This window comes from Rhodococcus oxybenzonivorans (assembly GCF_003130705.1).
Taxonomy (GTDB): domain Bacteria; phylum Actinomycetota; class Actinomycetes; order Mycobacteriales; family Mycobacteriaceae; genus Rhodococcus_F; species Rhodococcus_F oxybenzonivorans.
Window position 1 is genome coordinate 2,779,414 of the sequence record NZ_CP021354.1, and the last position, 22,980, is coordinate 2,802,393.

Sequence of the window (22,980 nt, forward strand, 5' to 3'; positions counted from 1 at the left end):
CTGGGTCCCCTTTCGTGGTTTGTGTGAAAGGAATGACTGTGTCGGAGAGCGACGACGGACGTCGATCCTTCCGCGGAGGCGGTGCCTCTAATTCTGGACGAGGCGGTGCTTCAGGTTCGGACCGAGGCGGTGCCTCGGGTTCGAGTAGAGGTGGCCCGTCGGGTGGTCGTGGTGGATCGTTCGGCGGCCCGCGAGATTCTCGTGGCGGTGCCGGCAATGACCGGCGAGGTGGGCAGCGCCGTGGGGGCGAGGGGGGATTCACTCCGCGGGGTCGTGATGGTGACCGCCCGCAGCGGCAGGATGCCCGTCCCGACGAACCCGACCTGCCCGAGAATGTCGAGGCCGGTGAACTTGATCCGACTGTCCGGCGTGACCTGCTGAGCTTGGACAAGACGAACGCGAATACCGTTGCGCGGCATCTCGTGATGGCGGGCAAGTTGGTTGACGACGATCCCCGACTGGCCCTGGCGCATGCGCGTGCGGCGCGGCAGCGGGCCGGACGTATCGCCGTCGTTCGCGAGGCCGCGGGGATCACCGCGTACCACGCTGGTGAATGGGCAGAAGCGCTGTCCGAGTTGCGGGCCGCACGTCGGATGGCTGGCGGTCCCGGACTCCTCGCCGTGATGGCGGACTGCGAACGCGGGCTGGGCCGACCCGAACGGGCGATCGAACTGGGTCGGAGCGAGGAAGCAGCGGCTCTGTCTGGTGATGACGCCGCCGAGCTGCGCATCGTAGTTGCAGGTGCGCGCATGGACCTCGGGCAGTTCGATCAGGCCGTGGTCACGTTGCAGACGCCGGACCTCGACGCTTCCCGTACCGGTCCGGGAGCTGCGCGTCTCTTCTATGCGTATGCCGACGCCCTGGTGGCCGCCGGCCGTATCGAGGACGGACTGAAGTGGTTCCTCAATTCGGCTGCGGCGGACCTCGAAGGTGATACCGACGCAGAGGAGCGTGTGGCCGAGCTGACCGGAGACGATCAGTGACGGTGGAGCCCGGTGGGGCGTCGTCGCTGCGTGACGGATATGACGCTCTGCTACTCGATCTGGACGGCACCCTGTACCAGGGTCCGCTGGCTATGCCCGGTGCCCGGGCCGCGCTGGCGTCGGGAACGCAAGCCCTCTATTACGTGACGAACAATGCGAGCCGTAGCCCAAGTGAGGTCGCCGCACACCTGACCGAGCTCGGTTTCGACGCCTCGGAGTCGAGGGTGGTCACGAGTTCGCAATCCGCAGCTCGACTCCTCGCTGAGAAGATCGAACCCGGTGCTGCAGTGCTGGTAGTCGGGACGGAAGCCCTGGCTGATGAAGTGGCGCGGGTCCGCTTGCGCCCGGTGCGGTTGTTCGCGGATTCGCCCGTCGCGGTGGTGCAGGGCCATTCTCCGACAACCGACTGGGCGATTCTTGCGGAGGCGACACTCGCCATCCGGTCGGGAGCTCTCTGGGTAGCGGCCAACGTCGATTCCACGCTCCCTACCGAGCGTGGGCTGGTGCTGGGCAACGGATCTATGGTGGCCGCTCTGCGCACCGCAACGTCCTCCGAACCTCTGGTCGCCGGTAAACCGGCAGCGCCTTTGATGGAAGACGCGATACGCCGCAGTGGGAGTTTGCGCCCTCTGGTTGTGGGCGACAGACTCGACACCGACATCGAGGGCGCCAACGCCGTGGGTCTCGAATCCCTGTTGGTGCTCACCGGGGTCAGTACTGCCATCGACGTCCTAAGGGCCACCGAGGAACAACGCCCGACCTTCGTCGCTTCCGAATTGGGTGCCCTCAACCGGCCTGCTGACGAATCGAGGGTCGGCGAGGACCGTCGCTTCTCCGTCGACTTCGACGGCACTGATCTGGTGATCGAACCGAAAGGCAGATCGATCGGCACTGCCGATTCGGTGACGCTGCTCCGGCACGTGGCTGTGTCAGCATGGAAGTACCCCGAGTTCGGCCGCGTCACCTCCACTCACCCGGCAGTCAGCGCCCTCGTGTCCGATTGGGGTGCTTGACCGCGCATCTCGAGTGCCCGTAGATCCTTTGTGTCCGCGGCGCGGTTCGCTGTATGCGTATCCGAGGGGGATCGACTAGCGTTGTGCCCGATGAGCACGCCAATACCGCGCCCGGGAGCCCATCTACCTGGGCGAACGCCGAGTGTCGACCCCGAGAAGATTTCCGCGGAGGTGGACGGATTGCTGACGCGGCTGCACGCCGTCGAACCGGATCCCGAGGACCCACACGGAGTCGGAGTCATTCCGAAGAAAGCGCATCTGCTCGAGAAGGCCCACGACGTTCTGGTGGAAGCGCTGGCCGCCGTGGACAAGATCTGAGGTGGCCCGACGCGCGCGGGTGGATGCCGAACTCGTTCGGCGTGGACTGGCCCGGTCCCGTGAACACGCCCAGGAACTCATAACTTCCGGCAGAGTACTGATCTCCGGAGTAGCTGCGACCAAACCTGCTACCGCCGTCGAAGCGGGAACACCGCTACGGGTGGTCGAGGTGGACAACGAGGTGTCCTGGGCTTCGCGGGGCGCCCACAAGTTGCTCGGCGCTCTCGAAGCGTTCGGACCCGGTGGGCTCTCGGTCGAGGGGAAGCGGTGTCTCGACGCCGGCGCCTCGACGGGGGGCTTCACGGATGTACTTCTCCACCATGGCGCCCGGGAGGTGGTCGCGGTGGATGTCGGATACGGCCAGTTGGTGTGGCGGTTGCAGTCGGACGATCGGGTTCGTGTAGTCGACCGCACCAACGTGCGTGCTATCGACGCCGAGCGCATCGGCGGACCTGTCGATCTGGTGGTCGCCGACCTGTCGTTCATTTCCCTCGAACTCGTGCTGCCGGCCTTCGTCGCGTGTGTCACTGCCGGCGCAGATCTCGTTCCGATGGTGAAGCCGCAGTTCGAAGTCGGTAAGGATCATGTCGGGTCGGGCGGAGTGGTCCGTGACCCGGAACTGCGGGTGGCTGCCGTCCTCAGGGTCGCAAGGGCCGCGGAGTCCCTGGGGCTGCGTACGCTGGGAGCCGTCGCGAGCCCGTTGCCAGGTCCCTCCGGAAATGTCGAGTATTTCCTGTGGCTCCGCTTGGGTGCCACTGCGGTGCCGGAACCGGGTGTCGTACCCGGGGTTGATGATGAACCGGTCGACTCGATCGAAGAGTTGATTCGCACCGCGGTGCAGGAAGGACCACAGTGAGCGGGGGAAGCAGCGGCACGGCACGCGAGATTCTGCTGGTGGCGCACCCGGGCCGTGCCGAAATCACGGAGACCGCACGGCGCGTCGGTGAGATCTTCAAGAGCGCTGGAATCGGACTGCGCGTCCTCGTCGACGAGGTCGACAACACACGCATCGAACCAATGGACGGCATGGCGCCCGACGAGTTCCTCGTGCCGGGATTCGAGGTGACGATCGTCCAGGCCGGTCCGCACGCCGCCCTCGGCTGCGAAATGGTGCTGGTCCTCGGAGGAGATGGGACTTTCCTTCGCGCCGCGGAACTTGCTCAGGCCGCGTCCATTCCGGTGCTGGGCATCAACCTCGGGCGCATCGGCTTCCTTGCCGAAACGGAGGCCGAACATCTGGACGAGGCACTCGGTCAGGTGGTGCGCCGCGAATATCGGGTGGAACAGCGCATGACGCTGGACGTCGTCGTTCGGGTGGACGACGAGATCATCGAGCGGGGCTGGGCGCTCAACGAAGCGAGCATCGAGAACCGGTCCCGGCTCGGTGTTCTCGAAGTGGTGCTCGAAGTCGACGGCCGCCCCGTGTCGGCGTTCGGATGCGACGGAGTGCTCATCTCGACACCGACGGGGTCGACGGCCTACGCCTTCTCCGCCGGCGGTCCCGTCGTGTGGCCCGAACTGGAAGCCTTGCTGGTTGTTCCGAGCAATGCCCACGCACTCTTCGCGCGGCCGCTCGTCACCAGCCCGGAGTCGATCATCGCTGTCGAGACGGTGGCCGGTAGTCATGATGGACTGGTTTTTTGTGACGGCAGGAGAACTCTCGAACTTCCTGCGGGTGCGCGGGTGGAGGTGGTGCGCGGTAAGGAAGCCGTTCGCTGGGTGCGACTCGACTCGGCTCCCTTCGCCGATCGCATGGTGCGAAAGTTCGAGCTGCCCGTCACCGGGTGGCGAGGAAGGAAACCCTAGACGTGCTGGCAGAGATCAGGATCGACAACCTCGGTGTGATCTCCGAGGCGTCCGCGCAGTTCCACGAAGGCTTGACAGTACTCACCGGTGAGACAGGCGCCGGAAAGACGATGGTGGTGACCAGCCTCCATCTCCTCAGCGGTGCCCGGGCAGACGCGGGCCGGGTGCGTCTCGGGGCGCCGCGAGCCGTCGTCGAAGGTCGTTTCGTGACGGACGAGAATTCCGAACGCGTCGAGCGGGCCGTCACCGAGTTGCTCGAGTCGACCGGCGCCGAGCGGGACGAAGACGGCACCATCATCGCGGTGCGGACCGTCAGCAGCGACGGCCGCTCGCGCGCGCACCTCGGCGGCCGCAGTGTCCCCGCCGGAGTGCTGTCCGACTTCACCGACCCGCTACTGACCGTGCACGGGCAGAACGACCAACTGCGGCTGTTGCGCCCCGACCAGCAGCGTGCTGCGCTCGACCGATTCGCGGAGAAAACCGTCGGCCCTCTCCTGGCGCGGTACCGCAAGCACCGCGACGAATGGCTGACCGCGCGATCGGAGTTGATCGAGCGAACCGGCCGCACGCGCGAACTCGCGCAGGAGGCCGATCAGCTGACGTTTGCTCTCAACGAAATCGACGGCATCGCCCCCACCCCAGGGGAGGACGAGTCGATCGTCGCCGAAGTGCGCAGGCTCAGCGAACTCGACTCCTTGCGGTCGGCAGCGCAGGAGGCGCAGACCGCGCTTGCCGGCGGTGACGAGATGGACGGTGACGGCGTGTCGCCGCCCGCCCTCGGCTTGCTGTCCGAAGCTCGCGCCCGTATCGAGTCCGCCACCGATCCGGAACTCGACGGGTTGGGTTCGCGTCTTGCGGATGCCATCGCCGTGGTCACGGACGTGTCGGCCGACCTCACCACCTACCTGGCCGGACTGCCCGCGGACCCCGGCGCGCTGGACTCGCTGTTGTCGAGGCAGGCGGAGCTCAAGAACCTCACGCGCAAGTACGCTGCGGACGTCGACGGCGTGCTCGAGTGGGCCGAGAACGCGCGGGCGCGGCTCGAGAAGATCGATGTGTCGTCCGATGCGCTGGCCGCGCTGACGAAGCAGGTGGAGGATTCGGCGGCGGCGACTGCCGAGGCGGCATCGAAACTCACTGCCGCCCGTGTCAAGGCTGCGGCCAAGCTCGCCAAGGCAGTGAGTTCGGAGCTGTCCGGTCTCGCGATGGGCCGCGCAGCTCTCGACGTGTCGGTACGCGCACGTGCGGCGGGCCCTCAGGACACCGCTCCGCTCACCGTGGAGGGCGCGCAGGTGCATGCCGGGTCGTCGGGTGTCGACGAAGTCGAGTTTCGTTTGTCGGCCCATAGTGGCGCACAGTCGCTGCCGATCAGCAAGAGCGCCTCGGGCGGTGAACTTTCCCGGGTGATGCTTGCACTCGAGGTGGTGCTTGCCGGATCCGATTCGGGTGCGACCATGGTGTTCGACGAGGTCGACGCAGGGGTTGGCGGCCGCGCTGCCGTCGAGATCGGCAAGCGACTGGGCCGGTTGGCGAGAACCCACCAGGTGATCGTGGTGACCCACCTGCCGCAGGTGGCGGCATTCGCCGATACCCATCTGGTGGTCGACAAGGTCGACGACGCCGACGGAGTCGTCAGTAGCGGGGTGCGCACCCTCACCGATGACGAGCGGGTCGTGGAACTGGCCAGGATGCTCGCCGGTCTCGACGACACGGAAACCGGTCGTGCGCACGCTGAGGAACTGCTTGCCACGGCAAAAGCCGAACGTGCTGTCTGAACGAAAACTGTTGGTGATGGTGGGACCGATGTGGTAGCTGGTTCGGCGCGCCTCCACAGGTGGGCTGTGCATCCGCGTCATCATCGAAGCTATGAAGATGCCGGCACTGCTGTCACGTAACACCGAAACTTTGCCTGGGGTCAGCGGCATCGCCAGGGTGGACCGCAACACAGCCAAGCTGCTGAGGCGTGTCGGGCCAGGCGACGTCGTCGTTCTCGACGAGCTCGACCTCGATCGCGGTACCGCGGACGCCTTGGTCAAGGCCGGCGTTCTCGCAGTGGTCAACGCGTCTCCGTCGATTTCGGGGCGCTATCCGAATCTGGGACCGGAGGTGATCGTCGCCAACGGGATCCTCCTGATCGATTCCGCGGGAACCGAGGTCTTCAAGAGCATCAAGGACGGAAGCAAGGTCCGGATCGACGGCGGCTGCGTATATTCGGGGGAGCGGCGCATCGCCAAGGGCGACGAGCAGACCGAGGCCGAAATCTCCGATCGGATGATCGAGGCGAAGACGGGACTGGTCGATCACCTGGAAGCGTTCTCCGGCAACACGATCGAGTTCATTCGCACCGAAAGTCCGCTTCTCATCGACGGGGTGGGAGTGCCGGATGTCGACGTCGACATGAAGGATCGGCACGTTGTGATCGTGTCCGACGGACCGGATCACGCGTCGGATCTGAAAAATCTCAAGCCGTTCATCAAGGAATACTCGCCGATTCTCATCGGTGTGGGGGCAGGCGCCGATGTTCTCAGATCTGCCGGCTACCGGCCCGACCTCATCGTCGGTGACCCGGAGGACATCACCAGCGCGACGCTGAAGTCGGGCGCCGAGGTGGTGCTGCCGGCAGACCAGGACGGGCATGCCTCGGGCTTGTCGCGTATCCAGGATCTGGGCATTGGGGCCATGACGTTCCCGGCTTCCGGGTCTCCGTCCGACCTGGCGCTGCTCCTCGCCGATCACCACGGTGCCTCGTTGATCGTGACCGTGGGCAACACGGTCTCGCTCGACGAGTTCTTCGACCGCGGCCGCCGCGACAGCAATCCGTCGGCGTTCATGACCCGATTGAAAGTCGGACCCAAGCTGGTGGACGCCAAGGCCGTGGCGACCCTTTACCGCAGCAGGGTGTCGGGAGGTGCCATCGCTCTGCTCGTACTGGCCGCTCTGGTCGCGGTCATCGTGGCCCTCGTCGTGTCGAATGTCGGTGGGGAAGCTCTGGACTGGGCTATCGCGACCTGGAACAGCTTTGCGCTGTGGGTGCAGGGGTTCTTCAAGTGATTTCTCTGCGTCAACATGCCATTTCGATCGCAGCGATCTTCCTGGCGCTGGCAATCGGGGTGGTACTGGGATCCGGCCTGCTGTCGAGCGGTCTCGTGTCCGGTCTCCGCGACGACAAGGTTGATTTGCAGAACGACATCGAAAATGCGAACGAACGCAACAACCAGCTGACCGAGCAGCTGAATTCGGCCGATGGTTTCGACTCGGCGGTGGCCGGCCGGGTGGTGGCCGACGCCCTTGCGGGGCGAACTGTCGTCGTGGTGACCACGCCCGACGCCGACCCTGCCGACCTCGACGGGGTGAACCGGATGATTGGGGCGGCCGGTGGCAGCGTCACGGGACGGGTGTCCCTGACGGACTCGTTCGTCGACGCCACTGGTGGTGACCGGCTGCGCACGGTCGTCAACAATGTCATCCCCGCCGGTGTCACCTTGAAGACGGGTGCCGTGGATCAGGGCAGCCTGGCGGGTGACCTCCTGGGCTCGGTGGTTCTGCTCGGCAAGGAGACCGGTCAGCCGCAGAGTTCACCGCAGGAGAGGGCGCTCGCTCTGGAAACGTTGCGAGGTGCAGGTTTCATCACCTACGACGACGGCGGGGTCGAGCCCGCCCAGCTCGCGGTGGTGCTCACGGGGGACCGTGACGTGGAGGACGGCGCCAGCGGTAACCGGGGCGCGGTGGTTGCCCGGTTCGCGGGAGCGTTGGACTCGCGCGGCGGTGGAACCGTCCTCGCCGGTCGTCCGGCTTCGGCGCAGGGAAACGGTGCGGTCGCCGTTGCCCGTGCCGATGCCGCACTGTCGGCGGCGCTCACGACGATCGACAACATCGACCGCGAAGCGGGAAAGATCACCGTTCCGCTGTCGTTGCAGGAGCAGCTCGGCGGCGCCGCCGGCCGGTATGGCACCGGACCCGGAACCACCGGAGTCACGGTTGGGGCGACGCCCGCGTAGTGCACGTCACACCCTGGGGGAGTGCAATCTCGGCGCGTTGTTTCCCGCAGGTCTGCCGAGGTGTTACCGTGAAGTCCCGTGGGTCGGCAGGCCCCAGCATTGCTCGAACAGACCAAGCCCTGCACAGTCGTCACGGGAGCCCCTTTGCCACAGTCACGCACTTCTTCGCGTACCGCCACCAAGCACATCTTCGTCAGCGGCGGCGTCGCCTCCTCGCTCGGCAAGGGCCTCACAGCCTCGAGTCTGGGACAATTGCTGACCGCGCGAGGGATGCGCGTGACCATGCAGAAACTGGATCCGTACCTCAACGTCGATCCGGGAACGATGAATCCCTTCCAGCACGGTGAAGTCTTCGTGACGGAAGACGGCGCCGAAACCGACCTCGATGTCGGCCACTACGAGCGCTTCCTCGATCGCGACCTTTCCGGTCAGGCGAATGTGACCACGGGCCAGGTGTATTCGACGGTCATCGCCAAGGAACGGCGGGGGGAGTATCTCGGGGACACCGTCCAGGTCATTCCGCACATCACGGACGAAATCAAGAGCCGCATCCTCGCCATGAGTGGGCCGGACCTGCAGGGTCAGCGTCCCGATGTGGTGATCACCGAGATCGGCGGCACCGTCGGCGACATCGAGTCGCAGCCGTTCCTCGAGGCGGCCCGTCAGGTGCGACACGACGTCGGCCGCGACAATGTCTTCTTCCTCCACGTCTCTCTGGTTCCGTACCTGGCGCCGTCGGGTGAGCTGAAGACGAAGCCCACCCAGCACTCGGTTGCCGCGCTGCGGAACATCGGTATCCAGCCCGACGCGCTGATCCTGCGCTGCGACCGCGAGGTCCCGCCGGCGCTGAAGAACAAGATCGCGCTGATGTGTGACGTCGACGTCGACGGATGTATCTCGACACCCGACGCGCCGTCGATCTACGACATCCCGAAGGTTCTTCACAGCGAGGGCCTCGACGCATACGTCGTGCGTCAGCTGGGGCTACCGTTCCGGGACGTGGACTGGACGGTCTGGGGAAATCTTCTCGAGCGCGTCCACCAGCCGCGCGAGACGGTGCGGATCGCGCTCGTCGGCAAGTATGTCGACCTTCCCGACGCGTACCTGTCGGTCACCGAGGCACTGCGAGCGGGAGGGTTCGCTCATCGATCCAAGGTGGAGATCTCCTGGGTTCCCTCGGACGCCTGTGAGACCGAAGCCGGAGCGCAGGCAGCGCTGGGGGATGTGGACGGGGTGCTGATTCCCGGCGGCTTCGGGATCCGTGGCATCGAGGGCAAGCTCGGCGCCATCCGGTATGCGCGCCACCGCAAGATCCCACTGCTCGGCCTGTGCCTCGGCTTGCAGTGCGTCGTGATCGAGGCCGCCCGCAGCGTGGGGCTCGAGGATGCCAACTCTGCGGAGTTCGAGCCCGAGACTACGCACCCGGTCATCTCCACGATGGCCGATCAGGAAGACGTCGTGGCCGGCGAAGCCGACCTCGGTGGAACGATGCGCCTCGGCGCCTATCCGGCCGTGCTGGCCAAGGGTTCGGTCGTTGCGCGGGCGTACGGCAGCGAGCAGGTTTCCGAACGTCATCGGCACCGCTACGAGGTCAACAATGCCTACCGCGACCGCATCGCCAAGAGCGGTCTTCTCTTCAGTGGGACCTCGCCGGACGGGCACCTCGTCGAGTTCGTCGAGTACCCGGCGAAGCAGCATCCGTTCTTCGTCGCGACGCAGGCCCACCCGGAGCTCAAGAGCCGTCCGACTCGTCCGCACCCCTTGTTCGCAGCATTCGTCGCAGCGGCGTTGACGTACAAGCTCGAAGAACGCCTTCCCGTCGACGTCCACGGTGAGGAGCGGACGGTCGAGGTCGCCGTGGCGGACGAGGTGGCCGCCACCGACCGGGCGTCGATCGACAGTGCCGGATAAGTAGAGCCGGCGCATGACCGACACCGATCGGCACGAATTCGACATTCTCGACTCGCGCGTCGTCTACAGCGGGGCCATCCTGGCATTGCGTCTGGACGAGGTGGCGATGCCGAATGGGCGGACAGCCGAACGAGAGGTCGTCGAGCATCACGGCGCAGTTGCAGTCGTGGTGCTCGACGACGAGAACCGACTCGTCCTCATCCACCAGTACCGGCACCCGGTGGGCCGCCGGCTGTGGGAGATTCCGGCGGGCCTCCTCGACGAACCGGACGAGGACCCGCTGGAGGCTGCGAAGCGGGAGTTGGCCGAGGAAACAGGACTCGCGGCGAAACAGTGGGCGGTCCTCGTGGACGTGGCTGTCTCGCCCGGCTTCACCGACGAGTCGGTGCGGGTGTTTCTCGCGGAGGACCTCTACACCGTCCACCGGCCCGAACCGGAGCACGAAGAGGCCGACCTCGAGATAGAGCGGTTCCCGCTCGACGAGGCGGTGGCGATGGTCCTGCGCGGTGAGATCGTCAACGCCACCGCGGTTTCCGGGATCATGTCGTTGGCCGCAATCAAGTCGCGACCCGACACGCCACTACGCGACCGGGATGCACCGTGGGTCGATCGTCCGGCGAGTTTCAGTGAGAGAAAACGCTCACGTGCCGGGGTCGAAGCCGCCGGAGAATGATCCGGTGATCGCGCGGCAGGTCGAGACGTACCTCGATCACCTGGCAGTCGAACGCGGTGCTGCCCGCAACACCATCTCTTCGTATCGGCGTGACCTGTCGCGGTACACACAATTCCTCGCCGATCGAGGGATCACGGACATCGGACGGGTCCGCGAGCAGGATGTCAGTGAATTCGTCGTCGCGCTGCGCAGCGGTGACCCCGCGCGCGGCCTGCCGGCGCTGGCCGCGAGTTCGGCCGCCCGCGCGTTGATCGCGGTGCGCGGGTTTCACCGTTTTGCCACCGCGGAGGGGATCGCGGCGGTGGACGTGGCTCGGGTAGTCCGACCACCCTCGCCGGCCACTCGGCTTCCCAAATCGTTGCCCGTCCGCGAGGTGCTGTCTCTACTCGAGGCCGTCGGGGGCGGAGGGCCCGCCGACGGGCCCAGAGCGGTGCGAGACCGCGCTCTTCTCGAGTTGCTGTACTCCACGGGGGCCCGCATCTCCGAAGCGGTCGGCCTCGATGTAGACGATATCGACACCGAGAACCGCTCTGTCCTGCTCCGCGGTAAGGGCGGAAAGCATCGGGTCGTCCCCGTGGGCAGGCCCGCGGTCGAAGCCCTCGACGCCTACCTGGTCCGCGGCCGGCCGGCGCTGATGTCGCGGGGCACGCCCGCGCTCTTCCTCAATGTCCGCGGTGGTCGACTGTCACGGCAGAGCGCTTGGAAGGTGTTGCAGACTGCGGCGGAGGCTGCCGGGATCACGGTAGCGGTCTCGCCGCACACGCTGCGGCACTCGTTTGCCACTCACCTTTTGGACGGGGGCGCCGATGTGCGCGTCGTCCAAGAGTTGCTCGGACACGCCTCCGTCACGACCACACAGATATATACCCTGGTCACGGTGGGTGCGCTGCGTGAAGTGTGGGCCCACGCGCACCCTCGGGCGCGGTAGGCGAACGCGTGTCGAGGGGAATATTCACGGTACGAAGCGGTAGCGTTCGTATAACGATGTGTGATCGACAGCGAGCATCGAGAGAACAGGGGATCATCGGACCGTGGTGACACCGCAGCCGCCAGCAGCGGAGTCAGGGCACTCGCAATCGGAGGGCGACATGTTCGACATGCGACAGACCGACCCCGCAGCCCTGTTCGACGACACCGTCGTCGAATCGGGTGAGCTCGGCCCCACGGGGAGACCGACCCGTGCGGTGCCGGAACCCACGCCGCTGCCATCCCACGGTCCCGCGAGGATCGTCGCGATGTGCAACCAGAAAGGTGGGGTCGGGAAGACGACGTCCACGATCAATCTGGGGGCGTCCCTCGCCGAGTACGGCCGTCGGGTCCTGCTCGTCGATCTCGACCCGCAGGGCGCGCTGTCTGCCGGCCTGGGGGTCGCGCACCACGACCTCGACCTCACCGTGCACAACCTGCTCGTCGAACCCCGCGTGTCGATCGACGACGTGCTGATGCGGACACGCGTCGAGAATCTCGACCTGTTACCGAGCAACATCGACCTCTCCGCCGCGGAGATCCAGCTCGTCACCGAGGTCGGACGGGAACAGACCCTGGGCCGGGTGCTGCATCCCGTGCTGGACCGGTACGACTACGTCCTCATCGATTGCCAGCCGTCCCTCGGGCTGCTTACCGTCAACGCTCTCGCCTGCGCGGACTCGGTGATCATCCCCATGGAATGCGAATACTTCAGCCTGCGTGGACTGGCGCTGCTCAACGACACCGTCGAAAAGGTGCACGACCGACTGAACCCGAAGCTCGAACTCGCCGGGATCGTGGTGACCATGTTCGACGCCCGCACGCTCCACGCCCGCGAGGTGATGGCCAGGGTGGTCGAGGTGTTCGGCGATGTGGTGTATGACACGGTGATCAACCGGACCGTACGATTCCCGGAGACCTCTGTGGCCGGTGAGCCGATCACCACCTGGGCGCCGAAGTCGCCCGGTGCCGAGGCGTACCGCGCGTTGGCCCGTGAGGTCATCCACCGTTCCGGCCGGTAAGTGGTGAACACCCAGAACGTCGTGGCTCCATCGCACACCGAGAATCCCGGCGCGGCATCGGTGCCGGCCGAGTCGAACGATCAGCAGGCCTCCGCCGTCAAGGCCGGCTTCCGGGTGACCCTGCGGAACTTCGAGGGACCGTTCGACCTGCTGCTCACGCTCATCAACCAGCGTGAGCTCGACGTAACGGAAGTCGCGCTCCATCAGGTGACCGACGACTTCATCGTCTACACCCGCGAACTCGGTGCGGAGATGGGCCTCGACCAGACCACCGAGTTCCTGGTGGTCGCCGCAACACTCCTCGACCTCAAGGCGGCGCGACTTCTGCCGGCCGGACAGGTGGAGGACGCCGAGGATCTGGCCCTGCTCGAGGCCCGTGACCTGCTGTTTGCCCGACTGCTCCAATATCGCGCGTACAAGCAGGCGGCCCAGCTGTTCGGCGAACTCGAAGCCGCGGCCCTTCGGCGATATCCGCGATCGGTCGCGCTGGAAGACCAGTTCACAAGCCTGCTTCCCGAGGTGTTGCTCGGGGTCGACCCGCAGCGGTTCGCCGAGATCGCCGCAACCGTGTTCACCCCCCGCCCGACTCCGACCGTGGGACTCGACCACCTGCACGACATGCACGCGGTGTCGGTGCCCGAGCAGGCGGCCCGGATACTGGAACTGCTTCGCGGACGTGGCGCGAATCAATGGGCGAGCTTCGGTGAACTGGTGTCGGAATGTGAGGTAGCAGTCGAGATCGTGGCACGATTTCTCGCGTTGCTCGAGCTGTACCGCGAGCAGTCGGTGCTGTTCGAGCAACCCGAGCCTCTCGGTGAATTGTTGGTGAGCTGGACCGGGGGCGACGTCCGTCTCCCGGTGACCGAGGAGGATTACGGATGAGCTCGGCCCCGCACGACGAGCCCCACGAGCCCCATGCCTCCGGCAGTGACGACGAGCCGGCTTCGCTCGGCGGTGACGACGAACTGTCGGACGCCGAGCTCGAGGCCATTCTGGAGTCGCTGCTGTTGATCGTCGATTCGCCTGCCGGGGTCGATCTGCTGTCCTCCGTGACCGGGGCTTCTGTGAAACGCATCACTGAAACCCTCAACCGGATGTCCGCCGAGCTCACCGCTCGCAGTAGTGGCATGGACCTCCGATATGCCGGTGACGGTTGGCGTCTCTATACCCGCACCGTCTATGCGCCCTACGTGGAGCGCCTGTTGCTGGACGGGGCACGCTCCAAGCTGACGAGGGCTGCTTTGGAGACTCTTGCTGTCGTGGCATACCGTCAACCGTTGACCCGCGCACGGATCAGTGCGGTGCGCGGCGTCAACGTGGATGGTGTGGTGCGCACGCTTCTCGCTCGTGGATTGATCGCCGAAGCCGGGGTCGATCCCGATACCAACGCCACGCAGTATTCGACGACGGAGCTCTTCCTGGAACGGCTCGGCTTGGCCTCTCTGGCCGATCTGCCCGCCCTGGCCCCGTTGCTGCCGGACGTGGACCTGATAGACGACATCAGCGACAGTCTGGAATCTGACCCACGATTTGCGAGAATGAATAAAGCTACGGCGTCCACGGACAAGTTGGACACCGGGCTCGACACCGAAGACTGACAGGGATCGTAGAAAAAAGTGAAGAAACCCGCTCGCCGAGATGGCACACCGGATCGCAACAACAACAAGCATCGCACCGACAAGACGGAGACCGGCCACAGGTCGGGCCGGTCGGAGACCGGCCAGCGTCCAGGTCGGCCGGAGGCCGCAACGACCCGAACAGGTCGGCCGGACGCCGCGAAGGGCCGCTCAGGCAGGCCGGACGCCGCGAAGACTCGAACCGGCAGGCCGGAAGCCCCGGTGGCCACGAACAAGCGGGGCAAGCCGAAATCGGCCAAACCCCAGCGCGCGCAAACTCAGGCGCCCAAGGTCAGCAATGCCAAGCCCGCCCGGCACCAGCATGCAGACGCCGAAAGGCCTGTCGGGCCCCCACAGGGCGACGGTGTGCGGTTGCAGAAGGTGCTCGCCCAGGCTGGAGTCGCGTCACGTCGCGCCGCCGAGGAACTGATCTCCCGGGGCCGGGTCGAGGTCGACGGTCGCATCGTGATCGAGCAGGGGTTGCGGATCGACCCCGAAAACGCTGTCGTTCGCGTGGACGGTGTACGCGTCGTCGTCCAGAAGGATCTGGTCCATCTCGCGCTGAACAAGCCACGCGGGTGGCAGTCGACCATGTCCGACGACCTCGGTCGTCCGTGCGTGGGTGACATCGTCTCCGAAAGGGTCGCGGCCGGTCAGCGGCTGTTCCACGTGGGCCGCCTCGACGCTGACACCGAGGGTCTGCTGCTGCTGACCAACGACGGGGATCTGGCCCATCGGCTCATGCACCCGTCGTTCGAGGTGTCGAAGACCTATCTGGCGACCGTGTCCGGTGCACTCGAGCGCGGTGTCGGGAAGAAGCTCAAAGAGGGCGTCGAACTCGACGACGGGCCGGCAAAAGTCGACACCTTCACCCTCCTCGACATCAACGAGGGCAAGTCCTTGGTCCGGGTCACGCTCCATGAAGGCCGCAAGCACATCGTGCGCCGACTGTTCGACGCAGTCGGGCATCCGGTGATCCGGCTCGTCCGGACGGACATCGGTCCCGTGGCCCTGGGTGAACAGCGCCCGGGAACGCTGCGAGTCCTCGGCCGCGGCGAGGTCGGCGGCCTGTACGGGGCGGTGGGTCTGTGAGCGCCGCCTCGCTGGTCGTCGCCATGGACGGGCCGTCCGGAACCGGCAAGTCGAGTGTGTCGCGGCAGCTGGCGCAGGAGCTCGGAGCCCGCTACCTCGACACCGGTGCCATGTACCGCATCGCAACCTTGCACGTCCTCCGCAAGGGAGTGGACCTCGGGGATCCCGACGCGATTGCCGACGCCACCGCCGGTCTGCCCTGGTCGATCGGCACCGACCCCACCCGTGAGCAGGTTCTGCTCGACGGTGAGGACGTCGCCCAGGAGATTCGAGGGGACGCGGTCACCAAAGCTGTCTCTGCCGTCTCCGCCGTCCCTGCCGTTCGCGCTCGCCTCGTCGAGGCGCAGCGTCGTCTGACAGCGGATGCGGACCGGATCGTCGTGGAAGGGCGGGACATCGGGACGGTCGTCCTGCCCGACGCCGACGTAAAGATTTTTCTCACCGCTTCGTCGGCCGCCCGCGCTCAGCGCAGGAACGCGCAGAATCTCGCGGAGGGGCGGGGTGACGATTACGCCGCGGTCCTCGCCGACGTCGAGCGCCGCGACCACCTCGACTCCACACGCGCCGTGTCGCCGCTGCGGCCGGCAGAAGATTCTGTGCTGGTCGACACCAGCGAACTCGGAATCGACGACGTGATCGGCAGGTTGCTGCTGGTGGTAAGCGAGAGAACTGGAGCAGTGCAGTGACCGAACAATTCACAACTGAATTCGCGGGCGACGGAACGTGGAGCGAAGAGTCCGACTGGGAAGTCGTCGATCTGGAAGACGGAACCGACGGCGAAGCCCATATTCCCGTACCCACCGTTGCGGTGGTAGGCCGTCCGAACGTGGGTAAATCCACGCTGGTCAACCGCATCATCGGTCGTCGCGAGGCGGTCGTCGAGGACATTCCCGGTGTGACCCGCGACCGCGTTTCCTATGAGGCCAACTGGAGCGGTCGCCGATTCCTGGTACAGGACACCGGTGGTTGGGAGCCCGACGCGAAGGGTCTCCAGCAGTCCGTGGCGCGGCAGGCGGAACTGGCGATGCAGACCGCGGATGCGATTCTCCTCGTGGTCGACGCCGTTGTCGGCGCTACCGCCACCGATGAGGCCGTCGCCAAGGTCCTGCGCCGCTCCAAAACTCCAGTCTTGCTGGTAGCCAACAAGGTTGACGACGGGCGCACCGAATCCGAGGTTGCGGCCCTGTGGTCGCTGGGCCTCGGGCAACCGCACTCGGTGAGTGCGACACACGGCCGAGGTACCGGCGACCTCCTGGACGAGGTTCTCGCCGCGCTGCCCGAAACCCCTCGCGAAGGTATCCCGGGTGGCGGTCCGAGGCGTGTCGCTCTGGTCGGCAAACCGAACGTCGGCAAGTCGAGTCTGCTGAACAAGCTGTCGGGTGACGAGCGTTCCGTCGTCCACAACGTCGCGGGCACTACCGTCGACCCGGTCGACTCGATCGTCGAGCTCGGTGGCCGGCCGTGGCGATTCGTCGACACGGCAGGCTTGCGCAAGCGCGTCAGTCACGCCAGCGGTGCTGAGTTCTACGCCTCCCTACGCACGAAGAGCGCCATCGAGGCCGCCGAGGTCGCGATTCTGCTCATCGATGCGTCCGAGCCGATCTCGGAGCAGGACCTGCGCGTGCTCAGCATGGTGGCCGATGCGGGTCGCGCGCTCGTGATCGCCTTCAACAAGTGGGATCTCGTCGACGAGGATCGCCGCCTTCAGCTCGATCGGGAAGTCGACCGGGACCTGGTCCGGGTGCCGTGGGCCCAGCGGGTCAATATCTCGGCGCACACGGGTCGGGCGGTACAGAAGTTGGTACCCGCGCTGGACACGGCGCTCGAGTCCTGGGACAAGCGCATTCCGACCGGCCGGCTCAACAACTGGCTGAAGGAAGTCGTGGCTGCCACCCCGCCGCCGATGCGTGGTGGACGTCTCCCACGGGTGATGTTCGCCACCCAGGCCGGAACGCGGCCGCCGACCTTCGTACTGTTCACTACCGGTTTCCTCGAGGCCGGGTACCGGCGATTCCTCGAGCGGCGCCTGCGTGAGGAGTTCAACTTCGACGGCAGCCCCGTCCGGATCTCGGTACGTGTCCGGGAGAAGCGGGACCGACGCGGACGGTAGTTCGGGAGAATCGCCCTGACCAGGCGATTAGCGTTGAGGACTGCCACTGATGTAATCTCATCGAGCACCTGAACGAGGGTGTGGACGGGCTGTGGCGCAGCTTGGTAGCGCACTTGACTGGGGGTCAAGTGGTCGCAGGTTCAAATCCTGTCAGCCCGACCGCACATGACCTGGTGGACGAACACGTCCGCCAGGTCATTGTCGTTTCTGGCCTTGCTCCCTCGCGCGAGACTTGCGGACACCGATGGCGGGAAGGCAATGCCGAGGAAGCGCTCTGGCGTCAGTTCGTGACGATGACGGGGTCACCGATCTTGGCGTGGTCGTAGAACCATCGCGCATTCTCGATGCTGAGATTGATACAGCCGTGACTGACGTTCTCGCGCCCCTGCGAGGCCACCGACCACGGCGCGCCGTGGATGAAGATCCCGCCCCAGGTGATGCGGGTGGCGTACTCCACGTAGAGCCGGTACCCCTCCGGGGAGTCGATCGGGACGCCGTACGTCGACGAGTCCATCACCATGTCGCGGAACTTCTCGAGGACGGGGAACGTGCCGAGCGGCGTTTCGTAGCCGGGTTTGCCAAACGACGCCGGCATGGTGTGCACTACGCGGTCGTTGATGCTCACGGTGAACTGGTGTGTCGTAGTGTTCGCTACGGCGACCAGCGCGTCGCCGACCTGGAACTGGGACTTCGATCCCGCGAATTCGACGGTGACCGCGGTGTGCGCCGGCCAGAAAGCGTCGGGGGTCCACCGCAGTTCGCTGTCATCGATCCACGAATAGTGTCCGGTCACAGGCGTTGACGGTGAGATCGCGACAGCGCGTTCGGCGCTCGCCCGGTCGGCAACAGGCGATCGGAACCGGATGATGATCGGTTGCGCGACGCCGACGACCTCACCGCTCGAGGGTGCGATCTCCGGAGCGACGACTTGTGCAACGACGGCCGGCGGTACAGCGGCGCCGGCGGCACTCACCCCGCACAAGGCCAGGACGGCGAGAACCGCCACGAGAAACAGGCGTGCACCGTGCTGCTGCGCTTTCCGCATGGCCGTCAGCCCTTCGCATCACTGTGAGCTCATTTCAGTCAAACACAGCGTCGTCCGGGAACGGAACCGAGGAGATGTCACGACTTCATGACTGCTCGACGGTCCCGCGAGTAGCGTCAGTTCCGGGAAGTCAGCGAAACGGAGGAGCACATGTCCGGACGATTCGAAGGCACCGTGGTGATCGACCGCCCCATCGAGTACGTGTTCGCCTATCTCGCGGCAGGCGTCAACGACCCGGATTTCAGTCCCCGTGTGCAGAAGATCACGAAGTCCACTGACGGACCACCCGGAGTCGGGACGGTGTTCGTCAGCACCGTGAAGGATGCCGGAGTGACCACCACACGGGAATTCGAGCTGACCGAATTCGAGGCACCGAAAAAGATACGGTGGACCGAACGGTCCAAGAACATCGTGACGGCGAAGGAAGGCGGCTACGACCTCGAGCCGGCCGGAGCCGGCACGAAAGTCACCATCTACAACGAGCTGGAAGGCCACGGAATCGGCAAGCTGATCGCTCCTCTCGCGCTCCGCGCTGCACGCAAGGACGCGCCGAACTTCGCTCGGCGAATCAAGGCGGCCGCGGAGAAGTGATTCTCCCGTGTGCCGGCCGACCGCGGGACGTACCGAGAGATCCAAACGGCAGGAAATCCCATGCAGGGGCGGATAGTGTCGGGTGATGGTTGATGCGCCCGTCCTCGACAGAAACCACCTCGCCGACGCGCTCGCGCACTTCGAACCGCGGATAGTCGATCCGACCGATCGTCGATCGGCGGCAGTCGTGATCGCTGTGATGAGCGACGGATCGGGCGGGCAGGCCATTCCACTCACCATGCGCCCGACCAAGATGCGAGCGCACCCGGGCCAGTTCGCGTTGCCCGGGGGCGGCGTGGATGCGGGGGAAACCGGGGCGGACGCGGCGCGCCGTGAATTGCATGAAGAGCTCGGTCTCGATGTGGAGCCGTCCGCGGTTCTCGGCCGCCTCGACGACTACGTCACCCGCTCCGGCTACGTCATCACCCCCTTCGTCGTGTGGTCGGATCGATCGATCACTACTCTCGTTCCCCATCTCGAGGAGGTGGCGGAAGTTTTCGCGGTGGGACTTCCCGAAATCGACACCGAGCCGCGGTTCGTCGACATCCCCGAATCGTCGAAGCCGGTGATTCAATGGCCGTTCCGGCGACACCTGGTACACGCGCCGACCGGCGCGGTGGTGTACCAATTTCGGGAAGTCGCGCTCCACGGCCGCCACACCCGGATCGACGGGTTCGACCAACCGGTCTTCGCTTGGCGTTAGCCGAATCACAGTGGGGTCGCTGCGACTAGGGTCACACCCTGTGACCATCTTCGAATCCGTGGCTCGCAAGTTCGACCGCACCGGCGTCGACCCTGTCGTCTGGCATGCTCCCGCACCGCCCACTCCCACAGGTCTTCTCGCGCCCAACCGAGTGCTCGACGATCCCGAGCGATGGCAGTTGCCGTCCGGTGAAGGCCCGGAAGACGTTGCCGTCGATGCCGAGGGACGGGTGATCACCGGGGGCAACGACGGTCGGATCTGGCGGTTCGATATCCACGGGAAGGCTATGCCGATCGCCGACACCGGCGGGCGCCCACTCGGGATCGAGGTGCTGGACGACGGCCGATTTCTCGTGTGTGATGCCGCGCGCGGGGTCCTGCGGGTAGATGACAGTGGGCGCGTCGAGGTGCTGGCCGAATCCGCTGTGGGGCGACCGATCCTGGCGTGCAACAACTCTGCCGTCGGCCGTGACGGGATCGTGTATTTCACCGACTCGTCGGCCCGCTTCACCATCGATGATCATCGGTACGATCTTCTCGAGCACCGGGGGACCGGCCGATTGCTCCGGTTGGACCCGAAGACGGGGGAGACCGATCTCCTCGCAGAGGGGTTGCAGTTCGCCAACGGCGTCGGATTGGCGGCAGACGAATCCTTCGTCCTGGTCGCCGAGACCGGGGCCTATCGTATTTCTCGCGTCGACCTCACGGGCCCGTCTCGGGGGAGCGTGTCGGTATGGGCGGAGAACCTCCCCGGCATTCCCGACAACATGACGTCGCACACGTCTGCCGGTCTGTTCTGGGTCGCGCTCTACAGTCCGCGCATGAGAGTGCTCGACATGCTCGCGCCGTATCCGACGTTACGGATTCTGGCAGCAAATCTGCCCGAAGCGGTGCAGCCCGCGCCGCGGCGTGCCGGCTGGGTGATCGCCCTCGACTCGAACGGCACGATCGTGCATAGTCTGCGCGGTGGTAGAGGAAGCTACTCACCCATCACCGGCGTCCGGGAGCATGAGGGGTGGCTGTATCTGGGAAGTCTGACCGCGGACTGTGTTGCCCGCGTCCCAGCGCCGCGATGATCGGGACGCGTCCGCACATCGACGAGTGACACGTGGCTGAGGTGGCCCACGGTCGCCTGAAGCCCGGACCCGTTGTGGAAGAGTGGCGAGAGCGTTGCGAGGAGCAGCGCGCGACACTGCGCAATCGAGGGCTGGGGAGACTGTGGTGGATTCGGTGGACCGGGGCATCGTGCGGTCGGACCGCATCGTGACCGTGCCCAACGTCCTCAGTGTCATCCGCTTGATCGGCGTGCCGCTGTTCGTCTATCTCTTGCTCGTCACCCACGCCGACGGGTGGGCGCTGGCCATCCTCATGATCAGTGGATTCACCGACTGGCTCGACGGCAAGCTGGCGCGGGTACTGAATCAGTCCTCGAAGCTGGGTGCGCTCCTCGACCCCTTCGTCGACCGCCTCTACGTCGTGACCACCTTGGTGACTTTCGTGGTGCGTGGGTTCATTCCCTGGTGGGTGGCCGCCATCCTCATCGGGCGTGACGCCGTTCTGGCGCTGACCCTGCTCATCTACCGGCGCCGCGGATTGCCCCCACCGGACGTGATCTATCTGGGTAAGGGTGCAACCTTCCTGCTCATGTTCGCGCTGCCGATGATCCTCGCCGCGCACGTCGACTGGGATTTCGCCCCGGTAGCGCAGCCTGCGGGTGCCGCTCTCCTCATCTGGGGCACAGCGTTGTACCTCTGGACCGGTCTGCTGTACATCGCCAACGCACTCGTCGTGGCACGTACCGTTCCCGTGCGAGCGCCGGGTGGCGACGACCACGAGGTCCGCTGATGAAACGGATCGACACCGGCGTCCGCCGAAATCCGGTGCCGTCCCTTCTCCGGTCCCTGATGAACGATCACCTGGACCCCGGCTATGAAGGCGCCGCCGAGGATCGCGAACACGGCCATGCGCGGCAGACCCGGTGGGGAAACCGGGTATGGATTTCGCTCGGTGCGCTGCTGATCGGCCTGGTGCTCGCGGTGGCGTACCGCCAGGCCACCGAACGCCTGCCGGGTACCGAACAGGTCCGGGCAGAACTGCTCGGCAAGGTACACGACGCCGAAGCCCGCGTCGGCAGTCTCGAGGACACCCGCGACGGCTTGTCCGTGCGCACGGACGACGCTCGAGCCGCAGCCTTGGCGGGTGATGCGCGTGGAGCCGCCGTCCTCGCGGAGCTGCGCGCCCTCGAGGGTGACGCGGCGGTCGAGGCCGTCCGCGGTCCAGGACTCACCGTGACACTGACCGATCCCGCGGCTCGGCCCAACCTGTCCGACTCGTCGCAGCGCTCGGTGGGGGGAAAGGCTGTGGTGCTCGACCGCGACCTCCAATCAGTCGTCAACTCGCTGTGGGCCAGCGGAGCCGAGGCCGTGGCGGTCGGTGATGTACGGATCGGCCCTACCGTGACGATCCGGCAGGCGGGCGGCGCGATGCTCGTGGACAATCAGCCCGTGTTCTCGCCGTACGTGGTGTCTGCGATCGGACCGCAGAGGCCGATGCAGACGGGATTCGTGGTGAGCGATGCGTACTTGCGAATGTCGAGTATCGCTCAGCTGTACGGCATCGGCTTCTCGGTGGCCGAAGCGGACGAACTCGACCTTCCTGCGGCCCCGGCCCGCGAGGTGCGCTCGGCGCAGGTGGCAGGAACTCGATGAGACGGCGGAGTGACCAGGAACTCGATGAGAGGGCTAGTGACATGGAGGCGGCGCTCGGATGAAGGCAGTGCTCAAGGGTGGATCGGCGCTGTACGGCGTCCTCGCGCTGGTGGTGGGCATCGTGCTCGGAGTGGTGTTCAGCCCTCAGGTGCCCGATGCCGTGCAGCCCTACCTGCCGATCGCCGTGGTGGCGGCGCTCGACGCCGTGTTCGGCGGACTGCGTGCCTACCTGGACGAGATCTTCGATTCGAAGGTGTTCGTCGTCTCGTTCGTGTTCAACGTTCTGGTGGCCGCGCTGATCGTGTGGCTGGGGGATCAACTGGGAGTGGGCACCCAGTTGTCGACCGCGATCGTCGTGGTGCTCGGTATCCGGATCTTCGGCAACGCGGCGGCTCTCCGCCGTCGCCTCTTCGGAGCGTGATCGGG

24 protein-coding genes and 1 tRNA gene are annotated in these 22,980 nt (G+C 65.9%); 24 read left to right on the top strand and 1 reads right to left on the bottom strand.

Features of this window, described 5'->3' with window-relative positions:
* Positions 1 to 32: 32 nt before the first annotated feature.
* From CBI38_RS13255 to CBI38_RS13335, 18 genes are all read left to right on the top strand, one after another.
* A complete protein-coding gene (locus CBI38_RS13255; protein ID WP_109329440.1) occupies positions 33 to 983 on the top strand; it encodes a tetratricopeptide repeat protein in 951 nt (316 codons plus the stop codon).
* A complete protein-coding gene (locus tag CBI38_RS13260; protein ID WP_230990168.1) occupies positions 980 to 1,996 on the top strand; it encodes an HAD-IIA family hydrolase in 1,017 nt (338 codons plus the stop codon). The genes CBI38_RS13255 and CBI38_RS13260 overlap by 4 nt, the downstream gene beginning before the upstream one ends.
* Positions 1,997 to 2,086: 90 nt before the next feature.
* A complete protein-coding gene (locus CBI38_RS37825) occupies positions 2,087 to 2,314 on the top strand; it encodes a hypothetical protein (protein ID WP_162603146.1) in 228 nt (75 codons plus the stop codon).
* Position 2,315: 1 nt separating this feature from the next.
* Complete coding sequence (locus CBI38_RS13265; RefSeq protein ID WP_109329441.1) at positions 2,316 to 3,170, top strand: TlyA family RNA methyltransferase; 855 nt, start codon at positions 2,316 to 2,318, stop codon at positions 3,168 to 3,170.
* Positions 3,167 to 4,120, top strand: coding sequence for an NAD kinase (locus CBI38_RS13270; RefSeq protein WP_109329442.1), 954 nt, complete (start codon positions 3,167 to 3,169; stop codon positions 4,118 to 4,120). Before CBI38_RS13265 ends, CBI38_RS13270 begins: the two co-directional genes overlap by 4 nt.
* A 2-nt stretch (positions 4,121 to 4,122) precedes the next feature.
* Complete coding sequence (gene recN, locus CBI38_RS13275) at positions 4,123 to 5,895, top strand: DNA repair protein RecN (protein ID WP_109329444.1); 1,773 nt, start codon at positions 4,123 to 4,125, stop codon at positions 5,893 to 5,895.
* Positions 5,896 to 5,986: 91 nt separating this feature from the next.
* Positions 5,987 to 7,171: a putative cytokinetic ring protein SteA gene (gene steA, locus CBI38_RS13280; RefSeq protein ID WP_109329446.1), complete on the top strand. Its 1,185-nt coding sequence runs from the start codon at positions 5,987 to 5,989 to the stop codon at positions 7,169 to 7,171.
* A complete protein-coding gene (locus CBI38_RS13285) occupies positions 7,168 to 8,118 on the top strand; it encodes a copper transporter (RefSeq protein WP_109329448.1) in 951 nt (316 codons plus the stop codon). The genes steA and CBI38_RS13285 overlap by 4 nt, the downstream gene beginning before the upstream one ends.
* Positions 8,119 to 8,262: 144 nt before the next feature.
* On the top strand, positions 8,263 to 10,029 hold the full coding sequence (locus CBI38_RS13290) for a CTP synthase (protein ID WP_109335059.1): 1,767 nt from the start codon (positions 8,263 to 8,265) through the stop codon (positions 10,027 to 10,029).
* Positions 10,030 to 10,042: 13 nt separating this feature from the next.
* The gene (locus CBI38_RS13295; protein ID WP_109329449.1) at positions 10,043 to 10,702 is read left to right on the top strand and encodes an NUDIX domain-containing protein; all 660 of its coding nucleotides are present in this window, start codon (positions 10,043 to 10,045) and stop codon (positions 10,700 to 10,702) included.
* A gap of 4 nt (positions 10,703 to 10,706) precedes the next feature.
* Positions 10,707 to 11,630, top strand: a complete 924-nt coding sequence (gene xerD / locus CBI38_RS13300; RefSeq protein ID WP_230990169.1) for a site-specific tyrosine recombinase XerD — start codon at positions 10,707 to 10,709, stop codon at positions 11,628 to 11,630.
* 160 nt (positions 11,631 to 11,790) lie between these two features.
* Positions 11,791 to 12,690 (top strand): ParA family protein, encoded by a 900-nt coding sequence (locus CBI38_RS13305; RefSeq protein WP_109329453.1) that lies wholly within the window; start codon positions 11,791 to 11,793, stop codon positions 12,688 to 12,690.
* Positions 12,691 to 13,572 carry a segregation and condensation protein A gene (locus tag CBI38_RS13310; RefSeq protein WP_109329455.1) on the top strand — a complete coding sequence of 294 codons (882 nt, stop codon included), beginning with the start codon at positions 12,691 to 12,693 and terminating at the stop codon, positions 13,570 to 13,572.
* Positions 13,569 to 14,288: an SMC-Scp complex subunit ScpB gene (scpB, locus tag CBI38_RS13315; RefSeq protein ID WP_109329457.1), complete on the top strand. Its 720-nt coding sequence runs from the start codon at positions 13,569 to 13,571 to the stop codon at positions 14,286 to 14,288. The genes CBI38_RS13310 and scpB overlap by 4 nt, the downstream gene beginning before the upstream one ends.
* 18 nt (positions 14,289 to 14,306) lie before the next feature.
* The gene (locus CBI38_RS13320) at positions 14,307 to 15,398 is read left to right on the top strand and encodes a pseudouridine synthase (protein WP_109329458.1); all 1,092 of its coding nucleotides are present in this window, start codon (positions 14,307 to 14,309) and stop codon (positions 15,396 to 15,398) included.
* On the top strand, positions 15,395 to 16,084 hold the full coding sequence (gene cmk / locus CBI38_RS13325; protein ID WP_109329460.1) for a (d)CMP kinase: 690 nt from the start codon (positions 15,395 to 15,397) through the stop codon (positions 16,082 to 16,084). Before CBI38_RS13320 ends, cmk begins: the two co-directional genes overlap by 4 nt.
* Entirely contained in the window at positions 16,081 to 17,508 is a 1,428-nt protein-coding gene (der, locus tag CBI38_RS13330) for a ribosome biogenesis GTPase Der (protein WP_109329462.1), read from the top strand. The genes cmk and der overlap by 4 nt, the downstream gene beginning before the upstream one ends.
* A gap of 85 nt (positions 17,509 to 17,593) precedes the next feature.
* A tRNA-Pro gene (locus CBI38_RS13335) sits at positions 17,594 to 17,667 on the top strand.
* 121 nt (positions 17,668 to 17,788) lie between these two features.
* Here CBI38_RS13335 and CBI38_RS13340 read toward each other — a convergent pair.
* On the bottom strand, positions 17,789 to 18,553 hold the full coding sequence (locus tag CBI38_RS13340) for a L,D-transpeptidase (protein ID WP_109329464.1): 765 nt from the start codon (positions 18,551 to 18,553) through the stop codon (positions 17,789 to 17,791).
* A gap of 150 nt (positions 18,554 to 18,703) precedes the next feature.
* Between CBI38_RS13340 and CBI38_RS13345 the strand changes: the two genes are divergently transcribed.
* The 6 genes from CBI38_RS13345 to CBI38_RS13370 all read left to right on the top strand — a co-directional run bounded on the left by CBI38_RS13345 (position 18,704) and on the right by CBI38_RS13370 (position 22,975).
* Positions 18,704 to 19,144, top strand: a complete 441-nt coding sequence (locus CBI38_RS13345) for an SRPBCC family protein (protein ID WP_109329466.1) — start codon at positions 18,704 to 18,706, stop codon at positions 19,142 to 19,144.
* An 85-nt stretch (positions 19,145 to 19,229) separates the two neighbouring features.
* On the top strand, positions 19,230 to 19,847 hold the full coding sequence (locus tag CBI38_RS13350) for an NUDIX hydrolase (RefSeq protein ID WP_109329468.1): 618 nt from the start codon (positions 19,230 to 19,232) through the stop codon (positions 19,845 to 19,847).
* 40 nt (positions 19,848 to 19,887) lie between these two features.
* On the top strand, positions 19,888 to 20,922 hold the full coding sequence (locus tag CBI38_RS13355) for an SMP-30/gluconolactonase/LRE family protein (protein ID WP_109329470.1): 1,035 nt from the start codon (positions 19,888 to 19,890) through the stop codon (positions 20,920 to 20,922).
* Between the two features lie 145 nt (positions 20,923 to 21,067).
* Positions 21,068 to 21,691 (top strand): CDP-alcohol phosphatidyltransferase family protein, encoded by a 624-nt coding sequence (locus CBI38_RS13360; protein ID WP_109329472.1) that lies wholly within the window; start codon positions 21,068 to 21,070, stop codon positions 21,689 to 21,691.
* Positions 21,691 to 22,554, top strand: coding sequence for a DUF881 domain-containing protein (locus CBI38_RS13365; protein WP_109329474.1), 864 nt, complete (start codon positions 21,691 to 21,693; stop codon positions 22,552 to 22,554). The genes CBI38_RS13360 and CBI38_RS13365 overlap by 1 nt, the downstream gene beginning before the upstream one ends.
* Positions 22,555 to 22,612: 58 nt before the next feature.
* Positions 22,613 to 22,975 carry a small basic family protein gene (locus tag CBI38_RS13370; RefSeq protein ID WP_109329476.1) on the top strand — a complete coding sequence of 121 codons (363 nt, stop codon included), beginning with the start codon at positions 22,613 to 22,615 and terminating at the stop codon, positions 22,973 to 22,975.
* The last annotated feature ends 5 nt before the right edge of the window (positions 22,976 to 22,980 follow it).

What these genes read in the sequence shown, in the direction of transcription:
- CBI38_RS13345 (WP_109329466.1), top strand. Translation starts at nt 18,704, where the DNA reads ATGTCCGGACGATTCGAAGGCACCGTGGTGATCGACCGCCCCATCGAG.
- CBI38_RS13365 (WP_109329474.1), top strand. Translation starts at nt 21,691, where the DNA reads ATGAAACGGATCGACACCGGCGTCCGCCGAAATCCGGTGCCGTCCCTT.
- CBI38_RS13350 (WP_109329468.1), top strand. Translation starts at nt 19,230, where the DNA reads ATGGTTGATGCGCCCGTCCTCGACAGAAACCACCTCGCCGACGCGCTC.
- CBI38_RS13295 (WP_109329449.1), top strand. Translation starts at nt 10,043, where the DNA reads ATGACCGACACCGATCGGCACGAATTCGACATTCTCGACTCGCGCGTC.
- scpB (WP_109329457.1), top strand. Translation starts at nt 13,569, where the DNA reads ATGAGCTCGGCCCCGCACGACGAGCCCCACGAGCCCCATGCCTCCGGC.
- CBI38_RS37825 (WP_162603146.1), top strand. Translation starts at nt 2,087, where the DNA reads ATGAGCACGCCAATACCGCGCCCGGGAGCCCATCTACCTGGGCGAACG.
- CBI38_RS13255 (WP_109329440.1), top strand. Translation starts at nt 33, where the DNA reads ATGACTGTGTCGGAGAGCGACGACGGACGTCGATCCTTCCGCGGAGGC.
- steA (WP_109329446.1), top strand. Translation starts at nt 5,987, where the DNA reads ATGAAGATGCCGGCACTGCTGTCACGTAACACCGAAACTTTGCCTGGG.
- CBI38_RS13340 (WP_109329464.1), bottom strand. Translation starts at nt 18,553, where the DNA reads ATGCGGAAAGCGCAGCAGCACGGTGCACGCCTGTTTCTCGTGGCGGTT.
- CBI38_RS13370 (WP_109329476.1), top strand. Translation starts at nt 22,613, where the DNA reads ATGAAGGCAGTGCTCAAGGGTGGATCGGCGCTGTACGGCGTCCTCGCG.
- CBI38_RS13305 (WP_109329453.1), top strand. Translation starts at nt 11,791, where the DNA reads ATGTTCGACATGCGACAGACCGACCCCGCAGCCCTGTTCGACGACACC.